The organism is Mucilaginibacter sp. (genome assembly GCF_041088075.1).
Taxonomy (GTDB): domain Bacteria; phylum Bacteroidota; class Bacteroidia; order Sphingobacteriales; family Sphingobacteriaceae; genus Mucilaginibacter_A.
In genome coordinates, this window is sequence record NZ_JBGCVY010000042.1 from 48,943 (window position 1) to 62,618 (window position 13,676).

At 44.0% G+C, this 13,676-nt stretch carries 16 protein-coding genes; 7 read left to right on the forward strand and 9 right to left on the reverse strand.

The window, feature by feature from the left end:
• Positions 1-190 precede the first annotated feature (190 nt).
• The 3 genes from V5804_RS09890 to V5804_RS09900 all read right to left on the reverse strand — a co-directional run bounded on the left by V5804_RS09890 (position 191) and on the right by V5804_RS09900 (position 5,094).
• Positions 191-2,803 (reverse strand): glucosidase, encoded by a 2,613-nt coding sequence (locus tag V5804_RS09890; protein ID WP_369591228.1) that lies wholly within the window; start codon positions 2,801-2,803, stop codon positions 191-193.
• A gap of 209 nt (positions 2,804-3,012) precedes the next feature.
• The gene (locus V5804_RS09895; protein WP_369591229.1) at positions 3,013-3,426 is read right to left on the reverse strand and encodes a hypothetical protein; all 414 of its coding nucleotides are present in this window, start codon (positions 3,424-3,426) and stop codon (positions 3,013-3,015) included.
• Between the two features lie 207 nt (positions 3,427-3,633).
• Positions 3,634-5,094, reverse strand: a complete 1,461-nt coding sequence (locus V5804_RS09900) for a phytoene desaturase family protein (RefSeq protein WP_369591230.1) — start codon at positions 5,092-5,094, stop codon at positions 3,634-3,636.
• 384 nt (positions 5,095-5,478) lie between these two features.
• On the opposite strand from V5804_RS09900, the gene V5804_RS09905 reads away from it, so the two are divergent.
• A complete protein-coding gene (locus V5804_RS09905; protein ID WP_369591231.1) occupies positions 5,479-5,829 on the forward strand; it encodes a hypothetical protein in 351 nt (116 codons plus the stop codon).
• A 26-nt stretch (positions 5,830-5,855) separates the two neighbouring features.
• On the opposite strand, the gene V5804_RS09910 is transcribed toward V5804_RS09905, so the two are convergent.
• Both V5804_RS09910 and V5804_RS09915 read right to left on the reverse strand, forming a co-directional pair.
• Positions 5,856-6,473, reverse strand: coding sequence for a hypothetical protein (locus tag V5804_RS09910; RefSeq protein ID WP_369591232.1), 618 nt, complete (start codon positions 6,471-6,473; stop codon positions 5,856-5,858).
• 101 nt (positions 6,474-6,574) lie between these two features.
• On the reverse strand, positions 6,575-7,195 hold the full coding sequence (locus V5804_RS09915; RefSeq protein WP_369591233.1) for an NUDIX hydrolase N-terminal domain-containing protein: 621 nt from the start codon (positions 7,193-7,195) through the stop codon (positions 6,575-6,577).
• 133 nt (positions 7,196-7,328) lie between these two features.
• On the opposite strand from V5804_RS09915, the gene V5804_RS09920 reads away from it, so the two are divergent.
• The 3 genes from V5804_RS09920 (at position 7,329) to V5804_RS09930 (ending at position 9,101) form a co-directional block, all read left to right on the forward strand.
• Positions 7,329-7,982: a YceH family protein gene (locus tag V5804_RS09920; protein ID WP_369591234.1), complete on the forward strand. Its 654-nt coding sequence runs from the start codon at positions 7,329-7,331 to the stop codon at positions 7,980-7,982.
• A 57-nt stretch (positions 7,983-8,039) separates the two neighbouring features.
• On the forward strand, positions 8,040-8,258 hold the full coding sequence (locus tag V5804_RS09925) for a DUF2683 family protein (protein ID WP_369591235.1): 219 nt from the start codon (positions 8,040-8,042) through the stop codon (positions 8,256-8,258).
• A gap of 108 nt (positions 8,259-8,366) precedes the next feature.
• Positions 8,367-9,101 carry a DUF3891 family protein gene (locus V5804_RS09930; protein WP_369591236.1) on the forward strand — a complete coding sequence of 245 codons (735 nt, stop codon included), beginning with the start codon at positions 8,367-8,369 and terminating at the stop codon, positions 9,099-9,101.
• A 5-nt stretch (positions 9,102-9,106) separates the two neighbouring features.
• Here V5804_RS09930 and V5804_RS09935 read toward each other — a convergent pair whose 3' ends face one another.
• The 4 genes from V5804_RS09935 to V5804_RS09950 form a co-directional block, all read right to left on the reverse strand.
• Entirely contained in the window at positions 9,107-9,418 is a 312-nt protein-coding gene (locus tag V5804_RS09935; RefSeq protein WP_369591237.1) for a HigA family addiction module antitoxin, read from the reverse strand.
• Between the two features lie 12 nt (positions 9,419-9,430).
• Positions 9,431-9,709, reverse strand: coding sequence for a type II toxin-antitoxin system RelE/ParE family toxin (locus V5804_RS09940; RefSeq protein WP_369591238.1), 279 nt, complete (start codon positions 9,707-9,709; stop codon positions 9,431-9,433).
• Positions 9,710-9,722: 13 nt separating this feature from the next.
• Positions 9,723-10,430: a TIGR00297 family protein gene (locus tag V5804_RS09945; protein ID WP_369591239.1), complete on the reverse strand. Its 708-nt coding sequence runs from the start codon at positions 10,428-10,430 to the stop codon at positions 9,723-9,725.
• 72 nt (positions 10,431-10,502) lie between these two features.
• A complete protein-coding gene (locus V5804_RS09950) occupies positions 10,503-11,465 on the reverse strand; it encodes a zinc dependent phospholipase C family protein (protein ID WP_369591240.1) in 963 nt (320 codons plus the stop codon).
• 284 nt (positions 11,466-11,749) lie between these two features.
• On the opposite strand from V5804_RS09950, the gene V5804_RS09955 reads away from it, so the two are divergent.
• The 3 genes from V5804_RS09955 (at position 11,750) to radC (ending at position 13,575) form a co-directional block, all read left to right on the forward strand.
• A complete protein-coding gene (locus tag V5804_RS09955) occupies positions 11,750-12,400 on the forward strand; it encodes a DUF4397 domain-containing protein (RefSeq protein WP_369591241.1) in 651 nt (216 codons plus the stop codon).
• Positions 12,401-12,519: 119 nt separating this feature from the next.
• Positions 12,520-12,774 (forward strand): 30S ribosomal protein S20, encoded by a 255-nt coding sequence (rpsT, locus tag V5804_RS09960; RefSeq protein WP_369591242.1) that lies wholly within the window; start codon positions 12,520-12,522, stop codon positions 12,772-12,774.
• Positions 12,775-12,876: 102 nt separating this feature from the next.
• A complete protein-coding gene (radC, locus tag V5804_RS09965; protein ID WP_369591243.1) occupies positions 12,877-13,575 on the forward strand; it encodes a DNA repair protein RadC in 699 nt (232 codons plus the stop codon).
• The last annotated feature ends 101 nt before the right edge of the window (positions 13,576-13,676 follow it).

Here is a 13,676-nt window from a genome sequence, read left to right on the forward strand (position 1 = left end):
GCTTTGTACATCAAAACTTAAAACTTGAACCCATGAAAAAATTAATACTGCTTGCCGCATTTGGTTTTGCCTTAACCTGCTCTGTTTCATCCTGCTCCAGCAGCCGCAATTTTGCCAGAACATCTACCATGCGCTTTCATAATTAAGGCCGGTAAAAACAGTACCGCCCCAATTTAAGCTTTGTGGTTTTTTACAGGATGGCTATCAAACCTGTCCATCCGGTTTGATGGCTGGCGCCTAAACCTTTGCCCGTATCGCCATGAAAATATTCGTGAAAAAGGATATAATCTTTAAAGTTTGGGTCGAGGTTTAGCTTTTCATTCCCGCCAAAAACAGGCCGTTCGTCGCGATCGTTCTTTAAAAAAATACTTTTTAAACGATAACTTAAAGCCTGTGCAATTTCTGCAAGCGAACTGTATTTGCCCGAGTTGGTTGGATATTCTACCTTAAAATCATCGGTATAATACTCCTGAAAACTGTGTAGAGACTGGATAATGAGATAGTTGACCGGCATCCAGATGGGCCCGCGCCAGTTGCTGTTGCCCCCAAACATGGCTGTATCGCTTTCGCCCGGGGTGTAGGCCACTTCGTAGTCCCTTCCGTTTAAAAGGTAATGGTACGGATGCTCCTGGTATTCTTTGGAAATAGATCGGATGCCATAATCTGATAAAAATTCTTCCGGGTTAAGCATCCGGCGCAACAAAAGCTTCATCCGGTGGCCGCGCAGCAGCGAAAACAAATGCTGCTCGTTGCCTTTGGTATCTTTCCAATAGCTTACCAAACGCACCAAATCCGGCCGCTGGTTCATAAAATCGTCTAACTGTTTTTTTAAACGCGGCAGGTTGTTCCATTTGTTTTCATCAAACACAATTACGGCAAACATGGGTATCAAACCTACCACAGTACGTAGGCGTACGCGGTCGCTTTCGCCATCAGGTTTGCGGAACAAATCGTAATAAAAGCCGTCCTGGTCGTCCCATAAGCCCAAAGAATTTTCGCCCATGTAAGCAATTGAGCCGGCGATGTACAAAAAGTGTTCGGAAAATTTGATGGCCATGTTTTCATAAACCGAGTTGTACATGGCCAGTTCAATGCTGATCTGCATCATGTTCAGCGCATACATGGCCATCCAACTGGAGCCATCGGCCTGCTCCAAAAAACCACCACCGGGAATTGGCGCACTGCGGTTAAAAACACCAATATTGTCCAAACCTAAAAAACCGCCTTCAAAAATATTATTGCCTTCGCTGTCTTTCTGGTTTACCCACCAGGTAAAATTGAGCAGCAGCTTTTGAAACACACCTTCTAAAAATGCGACGTCTTCTTTTTTATTCAGTTCTTTGTCTAATTGATAGATCTGCCAGGCCGCCATGGCATGTACTGGCGGGTTAACATCGCTAAAATCCCATTCGTATGCAGGCAATTGGCCATTGGGATGAATGTAGTGCGCGCTGACCAGCAGGATAAGCTGGCGTTTTGCAAAATCAGGGTCAATTTTTGCAAAAGTAAGGCAATGGAAAGCCATGTCCCAGGCGGCAAACCATGGGTATTCCCATTTATCTGGCATGGATAAAATCTGCTCTGCCAAAAAATGTTTCCAGTTGTGGTTGCGGCCGCTCAAACGGCTTTTCGGCGGGGGCGGCTGTCCGGGGTCTCCTTTCAGCCATAAATCAACGTCGTAAAAGTAGTATTGCTTGTTCCACAGCATGCCGGCAAAAGCCTGGCGCTGCACCAAGTTTTCATCTGCGCTGGCACCGGTTTTTTGTTTTTCGGCATAAAAATCATTTGCTTCTTTGATGCGGTTATTTACAATCGTATCGAAATCATCAAAAGGGTCAGGCTGATGATTTGCAGACAGCCTTAGCCTCACCTGCACATTTCCTTCCGCCGGAACCGTTAACCGGAACCACGCTGCTGCTTTTGTGCCTTCTTTTTGCGGGTTTACTGCTGCCGGGTTGTTTTTTACCACACGTTCGTGGATGCCGTCTTTTACAAAAGCCGTTAGGTTTGCCGATTGATAAAGCCGCTCGTTGTTGGTTTCGTTTTCGGTAAACAAAAATTCTGCATCGCCATCCACATGGCAATAATAACTGCCTAAAGCTTCGTCTTGCAGCAGCAAAGTGTTTTTATCCTGATGCGTAATATTAGGTTTGGCGGATGCCGGGTCCCAGCTCCAAGTATTTCGAAACCAAAGCTGCGGCAGCAAATGCAGTTGGGCCTGCTGGTTGCCGCGGTTGTGGACGGTATATTGGATCAAAATATCATCTTCCGCATTTTTGATGTATTCAATAAAAACATCAAAATAACGGTTTTGGTCAAACAGGCCGGTATCAAGCAGTTCAAACTCCGGGTCCAGCTTTCCACGTTTGCCATTTTCCCCGATCAGCCATTCGTATGGATAAGTTTCCTGTACGTATTTGTACAGCATTTTTTGGTAACTGTGCGTGGGCGTGCTGTCCAAATAGTAATACAGCTCTTTTACATCCTCGCCATGGTTGCCTTCGCTGTTGGTCAGCCCGAAAAGCCGTTCCTTTAAGATTGCGTCTTTCCCGTTCCACAAACCCAGGCCTAAACAAAGCAGTTGTTTGTCGTCGCTAAAACCGCCGATGCCTTCTTCGCCCCAGCGATAAGCTTTGCTGCGGGCCATATCGTGGGTGATGTAGTTCCAGGCATCGCCGTTGGCGCTATAATCTTCGCGCACGGTTCCCCATTGCCTTTCTGATAAATACGGGCCCCATTTAAGCCAGTTGTTTTTTCCGGAGTAATGGTCGTTCAGGCGGGATTGTTCGGCAGTAATATCCATTTGGGTTTAAGTAAGGCCGTGAAGATAATGTTTTGCCAGCCAATACCGGTTTTTGAAAAGGTTGAAAAACGGATGCTTCTTTTATCGGGTAAAAATTGGTGTTGATATTTTTGTCATGCCGAAATTTTTTCGGCATCCCATCAGAAAGGTTACAACCGTGGAAGAAGAATTCTGAAATAAATTCAGGATGACTAAAGCCAATGCTTCTTTTACCACCTAAAAATTGGTGTGTTTTTGTCATGCCGAAATCTTTTCGGCATCCCATCAGAAAGGTTAAAACCATAGAAGAGGGATCCTGAAAAAAATTTCAGGATGACTAACGGCAATGCTTCTTTTATCGGGTAAAAATTGGTGTTGATGTTTTTTGTCATACCGAAATCTTTTCGGCATCCCATCAGAAAGGCTACAATCCTGGAAGAGGGATCCTGAAATAAATTCAGGATGACTAACGCCAATGCTTCTTTTATCGGGTAAAAATTGGTGTTGATATTTTTGTCATGCCGAAATTTTTTCGGCATCCCATCAGAAAGGTTACAACCGTGGAAGAAGAATTCTGAAATAAATTCAGGATGACTAAAGCCAATGCTTCTTTTATCGCCTAAAAATTGGTGTGTTTTTGTCATGCCGAAATCTTTTCGGCATCCCACAAGCAAGGTTACAATCCTGGAAGAGGGATCCTGAAACAAGTTCAGGATGACTAACGGCAATGCTTCTTTTACCACCTAAAAATTGGTGTTGATGAAAAAATAAAAATGCGAGATTTGATTTTCAGTCGATAAAAGAAGTATGGAAACCGAGAGATTCCGAAAAAAACACCGATAAAAACAGCATCACCCATAGCTCAAGCGCGGAGCCTTTAGCCCAAAAACTTCATGTAACGCCCTTTTGGCCGCATAATAGCCGCACATGCCATGCACGCCGCCACCCGGCGGCGTGGAAGAAGAGCAGATGTAAAGCCCTTTGTCCGAGGTTTGATACGGCGACCAGCGCAAAGCCGGGCGCGTGAACAATTGCCTGATATCCAGGGTGCCGCCGTTGATATCGCCGCCGATATAATTTGCGTTGTACGCTTCCATCTGCTCGGTGTTCATAGTGAATTTTGCCAAAATCCGTTCCCGGAAACCTGGCGCAAAGCGTTCTACCTGTTTTTCGATGATTTCCGTCATGTCGGTTTTGCTGCCGTTGGGCACGTGGCAATACGCCCAGGCCGTGTGTTTTCCCTCGGGCGCGCGGCTGGCATCAAAAAGGCTTTGTTGGGCAAGCAGCACAAAAGGTTTTTCGGCTTGTTTCCCTTCCGAGGTTTGTTTTTCGCCGACGGCAATTTCCTCCAGCGTGTTTCCCAAATGGATGGTCCCGGCCTGTAAACATTCATTAGCGGTGAACGGAATCGGACTATCTAAAGCCCAGTCAATTTTAAAAACGCCCATGCCGTAGCGGTATTTTTCGAGCTGCCATTTGTAGATAGACGAAAACCGGTGGCCGGCAATCTGCAGCAGTTGCCGCGGAGTAACATCAAACAAAACCGCTTTGGAAGAAGGCAATTGTGCCAATGATTTTACCTCAAAACCGGTCTCAATTTTCCCGCCCAGCGAAACAAAATAAGCGGCCAGCGCATCCGCAATTTTGTAGGACCCACCTTTGGGCAGCGGCCATCCGCCCAAATGCCCGTTAGCCAGCAAAACCAGCGCGATGGCCGAAGTTGCCAGGTTGGACAGGGGCTGGATTCCATGCGCCGCCATCCCTGCCCAAAGCCCGCGTGCTTCTTTTGTCCGTAGTTTTTTGGCGGTTTGCAAAGCAGAAGGCAGGGCATCCAAACCAAAACGGGCAAATTTAAAAGGGTTTTTGGGGAAGTGGAGCGGGCCCAACAGGTCGGGCGCCAAACCAGGCCAGTTTTTTGCCAAAGGTTTGACGAGTTTGAGGTATGCTTTGCAGTCAGTGCCCAGCTTAATGCCCGTTTGCTCCGGCGTGCCAAACAAAGCGGCGGCCGTTCCATCGTCAAAAGGGTGCGCTGCCGCAATTGGCGGGTTGATGTATTCCAAACCAAAATCGGCCAAAGGCAAAGTTTTAAAAAAAGGCGAGGCCAAAGCAAGCGGATGGATGGCCGAACAAATATCGTGTGTAAAACCTGGCAAAGTAACCTCGGCCGAACGCAAACCGCCGCCAATTTGGCCTTTTGCTTCTGCCAAAAGTACCGAAAGCCCTTGCTGCTGCATCGTAATTGCGGCCGCCAAACCGTTCGGCCCCGAGCCAACTACAATGGCATCAAAATCAGTTTTGTTGCTTAAACCCATTTGCTTTTTTTAACACTGTTTTTTCTGGTTCCTGTTTGTATGCAAAACAAAGTCCGGTTATTTTTTATAAAGAAATTGTTACAATTGGCAAAAAAAGATCAACAGGAATAGCAAACAAGGGTTTTGAATAAAATTTTTACCGGCACAAATTTTTTAACTTTTACAACCACAGCAACTTACGGATTTATATTTTTAACCGGTTTTATTTATACGATAAAATTGAAATCCGTAAAAAAACACTTTCGGTTTACTGCCGTAATTACGAAGTTTGGAGCAGCAGAAACAGGCAAGGCATACTTCTTTTACCCTATAAAAATTGGGGTGGTTGAAGCGGTAAAACGGATTGAAAATGCCAATTTTTGCTTCCCAAAAAAATAAAAAACAATGAAACCAGGAGATAAAGTAATTTGCATCAATGCCACGATTGACCCGGACAAATCCGAAGAGATCCGCAAAGATTTTGAGATTTGGGTTACGAAAGATAAGGAATATACCATCCGCGAGATTTTGGACAACAACGGGATTGTGCCCGGCGTTTTGCTGGACGAAGTGCACAATTTGCCCAAATATTTTAAACTGTTGAACCGTTTCCAGGAGCCAGCTTTTGCACTTTGGCGTTTTAGAAAATTGAGTTATGCCACCCAAACAGAAGCGGTGGAAGAGGAACACGAACTGGTAGAAGTGGGCACAGGCACAAAAAAACAAACTGAAAAAGAGAAAGGCACAGGCCGTTAAGGTTTAGGTTGATGCTTCTTTTAGCACTACTTTTTTGGTTTGATCAAGCCTTCCGTTAGGTTTTTCCATTGGTGGTTGGACAAGCCCAAGATAGAACCTACGGCAACAACGGCATGGCGAAGCTTGTCCCACAAACCCGAAGTTTGCGTGTTTGGCACCTCGTTTCGGCCATGCACTTCGGCACTTACCGTGTTGCCTTTTCGCTTCACCACAAACGTACTGGTGGCTTCATCGGTATAAAAATGAGCGGTTTCCGGTTTTGGGTTTTGAGGATCGGAAGTTGGACGGACACGGATGGAAATGATCTCGATATCTGCGTTTTCATCCTGTTCGTCCTGGATGTTTTCTACCTCAACCCAATCGTCGCCGTTGCCGCTGTCTGGCCCGGGCGCAGGCAAACTGATGCGGAAACGGTCGCCTTTTTGCACCGGCCGGTCAACTTCCTGTCCGCTGCTGTCCGTCAATTGAAAGGAAGACGAAAAACCGTTTGCAATTTCTCCCCAATGTGAAACATTCAACAACCTTTTTTTGGCCGAAGCAAAAAGCTGTTGCGCTTCTTCGCGGTTGTTCAGCGTGGCTTCGTGCTGCGTATCTACCTGGTTGCCGGTTTGCTGTTGCGGAATGTTTTTATCTTCGATAGACATAAAATAGGTTTTAGTTTCAACACCAAATGATGCAGCCGGTTTTAGGTTTGTGGCAGAGGCGATGCTTCTTTTATCCACCTAAAATTGTTGTCCGGTTTACCTCAATCAATCATTGCTTCTTTCTGCGGATCGGCAAGATAGGCAAACATGAGCTCGATTTGACTTGGAAGCACGCGGTCTTCCGACAATTCCGGAATGGCATTTTGATCAAAAAAGCTGACATCTAAAATATCAAAAGCTTTTGTTTTTTCGCCGTTGATAATTTCGCATTGGATAAAAATTTTATAAACGTAATCCGGTTGCGGCGGGTGCGGATGGCAGCGTTTATCCAAAACAGCCAGCAATTTTACAGGTTTTACGTTGAAGCCTGTTTCCTCCAATGCTTCTTTTACCGCTATTTCTTTCGGCGAAAAGCCAATATCCGCCCAGCCGCCGGGCAACGACCATTTGCCATCGGCCTTTTCGCGCACCAGCAAAAGCTGTTTTTGATCGTTAAAAATTACGGCCCGAATATCAACTTTCGGCGTAATGTATTCTTTTTTTGTGCTGAAATAGGCCGAAATTTCTGCCAACGGCTGCCCGGAAAGTTGTTGCATCAGTTCTAAACTCATCTGTTCCAGTTCCTGATAACGCTCCAAATCGTACGCATTATTCGCATACGTTAAACCCAAATGCGCCATGGCTTTTAACCGTTTGGCATAATCTAAAATGGATGGAGTCATGGCTTGATTTTTTGCGGATAAATATACAGTGTTGCGGTTTAAGTGATGCTTCTTTTATCGGCATAAAATTGGTAATAAATTAAAATTCTGAAAATGCGTTTTGTAGCAGCAAACAGATCAGTACTTTTAAAAAATGGATCCAGCAATTACAATTCCCGTATTATCAGCCGAAGAACTACGCGTTTTGGGCGCTTTGATGGAGAAAAGCAAAACCACGCCCGATTATTATCCGATGACTTTGAACAGTTTGACCATCGCCTGCAACCAAAAATCTTCGAGAAAACCGGTGGTGGATTATGATGAAGGAACGGTGGTGGAAGCTTTAAATTCGCTCAAGAAAAAAGGACTGATTTCTACCGCAACCGGCGGTTCGATACGAGCCATAAAGTACAAACACAATTTTGCCATTGTTTTTCCGGTTGTCCCGGCCGAGCTTGCTGTGATTTGTTTGTTGATTTTACGCGGAGCGTTAACGCCGGGCGAAATCAACAGCAATTCGGGCCGTTTGTATGAGTTTGAATCGTTGGAGGAAGTGCAAACCGTTTTAGAAAAACTCGCCCGACCCGAAATGCAGTTTGTGCAGCAATTGCCGCGCCGAATGGGGCAAAAAGAAGTGCGTTACGCCCATTTATTAGGCGGCGAAGTGGTGTTGGAGGAAGAAGAACTGCCCCAAGAATTTGCACGTCGCTCGGTTAGCGACCTGGAAGCGCGCGTTTCCCAGTTGGAGCAGGATTATTTGGTGCTAAAAGAAGCATTTGATAAACTGATGAAGGAGTTGATGGGGTGAAAGGGTTAAGTTATTTTTTACTTTGATAAACTTCCTGTAAAACGTATATTTGATACCATGGCAACCATAACTATACATCCGGCAACTTCTGATCAGGAGACCGCTATCCGTATTTTTTTAGATGCTTTGCATGTAGAATACAAAAGCGAGGAGATAGATGATACCGAGTATTTGTTGTTTTCATCTGCAAATGCAGACCATTTAAAAAAGTCTATCGCGCAAAGTAAAAACGGCGAAGTAACAAAGCTGAACTTGGATGATATATGCAAACCGTAAATTTTACGGCAGCAGCTTTAACTGATTTAGCTTATTGGCGATGGTAACTGAATTCTTCCTCTTCAAAACCAAAACTTCATTTCATTAATTTTAGGTTGAAGAAAACCCATGATTGTAAACTACACCGAAACTGGCTGGGAAATTATCCTGCAACGTGCGCACGGCAATGTAGCCGCACAAATTGCCGCGAATTGGAAAAAACAGGAACGGCCGGAACGCTGGACAGAAACACTTTTGGCCATTGGCGAACACGATGATGCGCAAACCGAAATGGAACAGGATGATTTGGTAACCGAAAACGGCGGGCCGGTGAACTTTAAAATGAAAACTTTCGAGTTGGCGCATTGTCGGCAAATGATAGATTTTAGTTTGAGCAAAAGCCGTTATATCGCGCTGCTAACATCCATGCACATCAATTTTTTGCATGTAAAAGAAGCACAGCAAAATCCTGAAGCCAAAGCGTTTTTGGCGGAACAGGAAACGCTGCGGGCCGAATGGCGAAAAGCGTTAAACATTACTTTGGAAGAAGCCGAAAAAACCTACGCTTTGCTGGAATGGGCAAATGCTTTTTCGTTGCTGGTTTGCCAGCGACAATATCAGCCGGAGCAAAGGGGCGTGGAAATCGGCAGCGGCCCGCATCAGCAAGCGCATCAGTTGATCCGGTTGAATGAAAAAACGCTGACCGTAAAACCCTGGCCTTTTGAGGAAGAGCAATTTACGGTTCGGTACGATTCGCGTTTATTACTGCAATTAAATTTTGCAGATAGCGAAGCGCTTAAACAAAGTTTGCTGGCTGCGGAAGTGCAGGAAAATGTTTGGGTGATCAGGAAGGAAAAAGAATAAATGTGTTAAGCGTTTATTTCCTGGCCTTTTTTCCGCATCAACTTTACCTGCACTTTTGCCCGGTTGTTTTTCGCGTGCCACAGATTATAGTTTTGCTGCATATCCAACCAAAGTTCGGGCGTTGTGTTCAAAGCTTCCGCCAAACGCAAAGCCATTTCTGCGTGGATACTGGTTTTTGCATTGATAATTAAAGATAAAGTGTTTCTGGAAACGCACAGGTTTGCAGCGGCTTGTGTAATAGATATTTCTAAAGGATCCAAGTACAAACCTTTTAATACTTCTCCCGGATGGGCTGGTGGCATTCCTTGTTTTAGCATCTTTGTTTTAACTTAATGGTAATCTACATAATCAATATCAACCACGTTTTCTTTAACAAAACGAAATACAATGCGATAATTTCCCGAAACTTTTACTGCCCAGAAACCTGCCAGTTCGCCTTTTAAACTGTGCAGGCCAGAACCAGGAAAATTAACGTCTTCTGTTTGTTTGGCATTGTGTAACAACGTTAAAATTAATCTAATTTTTACAATTTGGGCAGCAGGAAGTTTAGAAGGATCAGCTTTTTCCCAAAATAACCTTAATCCTTTATGCCTGATGCTTTCAATCATAAATCAAATTAGTTTAAAGTAGAAAAAATAATGCTACCAAAGCCGCAACAACCGTATTTAAAAAGTTGACCGCATTGTTGCTCAAATAACCTTTTCGTTCTAAAGTAGCACCGAGGACGGAATCTGCCAAGTTTCCAATCGTTCCGGCAATGATAATCCACCAGAAATTTAAATTCCAACCAAAACTTAGCGCATAAACTGTAGCGATAATTACGCTTGCCATCAAACCAAAAAACGTTCCTTCCAAACTGATTACACCGTCCAAACCGCGCTGGTCTGGCTTGCAACTGACAATGTTGTAAAAGTGTTTTCCGTAAACCGTTCCCAACTCCGAAGAAACGGTATCGGCAGCGGCAGAAGCCAAACTTGCGGCCATCATCAACCTAAACACATCAATTTTTAGTGGGTAAAAGAAGCATAGCAAGCCCATCAATCCGGCCATGCCTACATTGGCCAAAACTTGCGGGGCTTTGCGTTGGCCTTGGTTTTTCTCGGCAATGCCCAATGCTTCTTTTACGGCATGTTTTTGTGCGGTTGATACGGCAGCCATCAAAAAAAGTACGGCTGCCATTAAAATACCAAAATATCCTGCGCCGATGTACAAACAAACGCCTAAAAAAGCAGCAGTTAAAGCAGCGGGAAAGGTGAGTTTATGAGATTTAACGCTGAGGGCAACGCCGGTTAAAAGGATAATCGGCAAAAAATAATCAGCAGTTTGCATAAAGCAAAGGTAAGTTTTTGGTTAATGGTTGATAGATAAACTTAAAGCGTTACCAACACAACAATTTCCGGTTTATAAATCCTCCCTTCCCAAAATCCTGCCGTTCTGGAAACGGTATTCTTCCAGCTTTTCCTTCATTTTTTCTTCTTCAGATAATTCCCGCTTCACCATGCCTTTCAAATTTGGCTGCCCGGCATCCACCCAGGCCGAAAACCAATAACTGCCAATGGCGAGGATAGAAGCACGCATTTGTTTTTCTACCATTCCTTTCAGCAAATTGTGGTAAGCGGCGGCATAGGGTTCAGAATAATTTCGGGCGATCTTGTTGTTGTTCCGAACAAAAGTATATTTCTGGTCGGCCCGAAAAGTTTGCAGTTTCTTTTCCATCAGCAAAACAGAATCCAAAGATTGATAAGAATGGCGGCAGATTTTCCAGGCAAACTTCAACGGGTCGTTAATGTAAACCGCTTTTCCAACAAAATAATTATAATGGCCGGAAAAAAGTTCGGGCAAACGCGTTTCCCAAAAAGCATGGATGCCGACTTGGTTGGTCAGTTGTCCGTTGTAATTGCTCGTCATGTGCAGCGGCACGTGCGCATCGGCAACATAATGGCCCAGATCGGCAGAATATTTTAAGATTTTGATGGAATCCCGGTCTTTAAAAGCCTGCACCAAACGGTAATAATTGCGCTGTATTGTCCAGGGAACGGTGCCGTTTTTGTTCAAGGTTCGGGCCGAATATTTCTCTGCCGCCGCATTCCATTGCTCAGGAATACTGTCAAAAGGGGCTTTGCCATAACGGTCGGCATCCAAAAAGTGGCGCGCGCCTTCCAGCGAATCAGTGTAACGGCGTTTATCCGGGTCAACCGCATGTTCTGTTAAATAAGCCAGGTTGTTTTTGTAAAAGCCAACCATGGCTTTTGGCAAAATAAACACGGCCGAATGGTTGATGGTTTTGTGGCCGAAGAAACCCCAACTGCAACACAAAACCAATAAAAGTACCGATAAAAAGAGTATGCAAAACCTGTTTCTCATGAAGTGAAATTTAAGTAGAAATAATATGGAAGCAGCGGAAGGAAAGCCTAAAAATCCAAAAATTATATGATAAAAACAGTATCGGTTTCTTAAAAATTAAATTATTGAATTTAAGGTGTTTAAGATGGCGGCCAAAGTTTTTAAACCGGTTGCTGGTTTTATTTTAAAAGAAAAAAGGCAATTTTGCGTTTAGGGTTCAATTTAAACGATCAAAAATTTTTAATAGTTAATTTATGCGCATTCAAATTTTATTTAACCGGGTTTGTTGTTTTGCTGTTTTAATCATGGCTTTTGCCGCGGTTTCTTCCTGCAAAAAAAGCACCAGCACGGCCACCACTTCTGTACAGGTAATCAACGCCAGCCCGGATGCCGGAACGGTCAACCTCTTTCTTTCCGGTAATTTAAAAACTACTACGCCGGTGGCTTATGGCAACTCTTCGGGTTATTTTTCTACCATTGCCGGCAACCAAACAGGCGAGGTCAAGGCCGCTGCTTCGGGCACTACTTTGGCCACTTTTCCGGTAAGTTTGGGCGCAAATGCCTATTATTCGGTTTTTGTAACCGGACAAACTTCTACCAATAATGTAACCGCTTTTTATGCCCAGGACAAGCTGGACGTGCCATCGCCGGGAAAAGCAAAAATTCGTTTTGTACACGCCGTTGCCGATGTGCCAAGTGTTGATTTGATGCTGAACACCAACACTGTTTTTTCTGCAGTTGCTTATACCGCAGTGAGTGATTATGTTGAAGTTGCTGCCGGCACTTACAGTATCCGTGCTGCTTTCAAAGTTCCCGGAGGGGCTGGCCTTGGTGTTACAACCGCATTTAACCAAACTTTTAACAATGGTAAAATTTATACCGTGGTGTTTAAAGGCGCAAAAGGGGCAACATCGGATGCTTTGAAACTGGGTTTGGGCGTAATGCTTAACAATTAAATTTGAAAAAAGTACCGATAAAAACAGCATCGCTGTAATTTTATTAAAATAGGGTTTGATTTATTGGTATATCGCGCTATATTTGCATCCTTAAATAAAAAAAGAACAGTCGCTGAACAATGGCAAATCATAAATCCGCAATCAAACGAGTAAGGGCCAACGCAACAAAGCGTTTGCGTAACAGATATCAGGCTAAAACAACCCGGAACTTAATTAAAAGATTAAGAGGCACAACGGTAAAAACAGAAGCTGTTGAATTGTTGCCGAGGGTAATTTCGATGTTAGACCGTTTGGCCAAGAAAAATGTGATCCATAAAAACAAAGCTTCCAACAACAAATCAAAATTGACCAAATTTGTGAATGCTTTGGCATAAACAATAACAATTTTTATACGATAAAAAGAGCATCTGATTCTTAGGTGCTCTTTTTTTGTTTAGAAACTTTCGTAATAGTTAAAATAATTCCATTTTTAGCAAATGGAAAATTACGAAGCTAAAATCAGCATTAAATCTTGGGCAGAAGAAGACCGGCCGCGCGAAAAACTGTTGGCACAAGGCCGAAGGGTTTTGAGCGATGCGGAACTGATTGCCATTTTGATTGGTTCCGGCAGCCCGAACGAATCCGCTGTTGATTTAAGCAAACGTATTTTGCTGCATTACGCTGGTGATTTAAATTCTTTGGGAAAAGGTTCTGTCAACGATCTTTCCAAATTTAAAGGCATCGGCGAAGCAAAAGCCATTACCATTATTGCTGCGTTGGAATTGGGCCGAAGGCGGAAGGAAACCGAACACCAAACCACTGAAAAAATAGGCAGCAGCAAAGATGTTTTCCATTTGATGCACCGCTATTTTGCCGATTTAAACCACGAGGAATTTTGGATCATCCTGCTCAACCGCGCCAACAAAGTACTTTCCCGGCATTTGATCAGCAAAGGCGGACAGGCAGGAACGGTTGCCGACCCGAAAATCATTTTTCAGACCGCGATAGAAAACCATGCGGCTTCTATTATTTTGGCCCATAACCATCCTTCGGGCAATTTAAAACCAAGCCAGGCCGATTTGGATTTGACCAAAAAACTGCGCGCTGCAGGTTCTTTGTTAGATTTAGCCATTCCCGATCATTTAATTTTTACCGATAAACATTATTTTAGTTTTGCAGATGAAGGTTTGATGTGAGTTGAGGTTTTGAGGTAAAAGGATGAAAGGTAGAAGGTTGCCTGTCCTTCTTCCTTTCGCTTTTCCACCCTTCGCCTTTCACCTTGTTTTCCTATCTTTGT

What these genes read in the sequence shown, in the direction of transcription:
- rpsT (WP_369591242.1), top strand. Translation starts at nt 12,520, where the DNA reads ATGGCAAATCATAAATCCGCAATCAAACGAGTAAGGGCCAACGCAACA.
- V5804_RS09915 (WP_369591233.1), bottom strand. Translation starts at nt 7,195, where the DNA reads ATGACTCCATCCATTTTAGATTATGCCAAACGGTTAAAAGCCATGGCG.
- V5804_RS09945 (WP_369591239.1), bottom strand. Translation starts at nt 10,430, where the DNA reads ATGCAAACTGCTGATTATTTTTTGCCGATTATCCTTTTAACCGGCGTT.
- V5804_RS09935 (WP_369591237.1), bottom strand. Translation starts at nt 9,418, where the DNA reads ATGCTAAAACAAGGAATGCCACCAGCCCATCCGGGAGAAGTATTAAAA.
- V5804_RS09955 (WP_369591241.1), top strand. Translation starts at nt 11,750, where the DNA reads ATGGCTTTTGCCGCGGTTTCTTCCTGCAAAAAAAGCACCAGCACGGCC.
- V5804_RS09925 (WP_369591235.1), top strand. Translation starts at nt 8,040, where the DNA reads ATGGCAACCATAACTATACATCCGGCAACTTCTGATCAGGAGACCGCT.
- V5804_RS09910 (WP_369591232.1), bottom strand. Translation starts at nt 6,473, where the DNA reads ATGTCTATCGAAGATAAAAACATTCCGCAACAGCAAACCGGCAACCAG.
- V5804_RS09900 (WP_369591230.1), bottom strand. Translation starts at nt 5,094, where the DNA reads ATGGGTTTAAGCAACAAAACTGATTTTGATGCCATTGTAGTTGGCTCG.
- radC (WP_369591243.1), top strand. Translation starts at nt 12,877, where the DNA reads ATGGAAAATTACGAAGCTAAAATCAGCATTAAATCTTGGGCAGAAGAA.
- V5804_RS09905 (WP_369591231.1), top strand. Translation starts at nt 5,479, where the DNA reads ATGAAACCAGGAGATAAAGTAATTTGCATCAATGCCACGATTGACCCG.
- V5804_RS09940 (WP_369591238.1), bottom strand. Translation starts at nt 9,709, where the DNA reads ATGATTGAAAGCATCAGGCATAAAGGATTAAGGTTATTTTGGGAAAAA.
- V5804_RS09895 (WP_369591229.1), bottom strand. Translation starts at nt 3,426, where the DNA reads ATGACAAAAACACACCAATTTTTAGGCGATAAAAGAAGCATTGGCTTT.
- V5804_RS09950 (WP_369591240.1), bottom strand. Translation starts at nt 11,465, where the DNA reads ATGAGAAACAGGTTTTGCATACTCTTTTTATCGGTACTTTTATTGGTT.
- V5804_RS09930 (WP_369591236.1), top strand. Translation starts at nt 8,367, where the DNA reads ATGATTGTAAACTACACCGAAACTGGCTGGGAAATTATCCTGCAACGT.
- V5804_RS09890 (WP_369591228.1), bottom strand. Translation starts at nt 2,803, where the DNA reads ATGGATATTACTGCCGAACAATCCCGCCTGAACGACCATTACTCCGGA.
- V5804_RS09920 (WP_369591234.1), top strand. Translation starts at nt 7,329, where the DNA reads ATGGATCCAGCAATTACAATTCCCGTATTATCAGCCGAAGAACTACGC.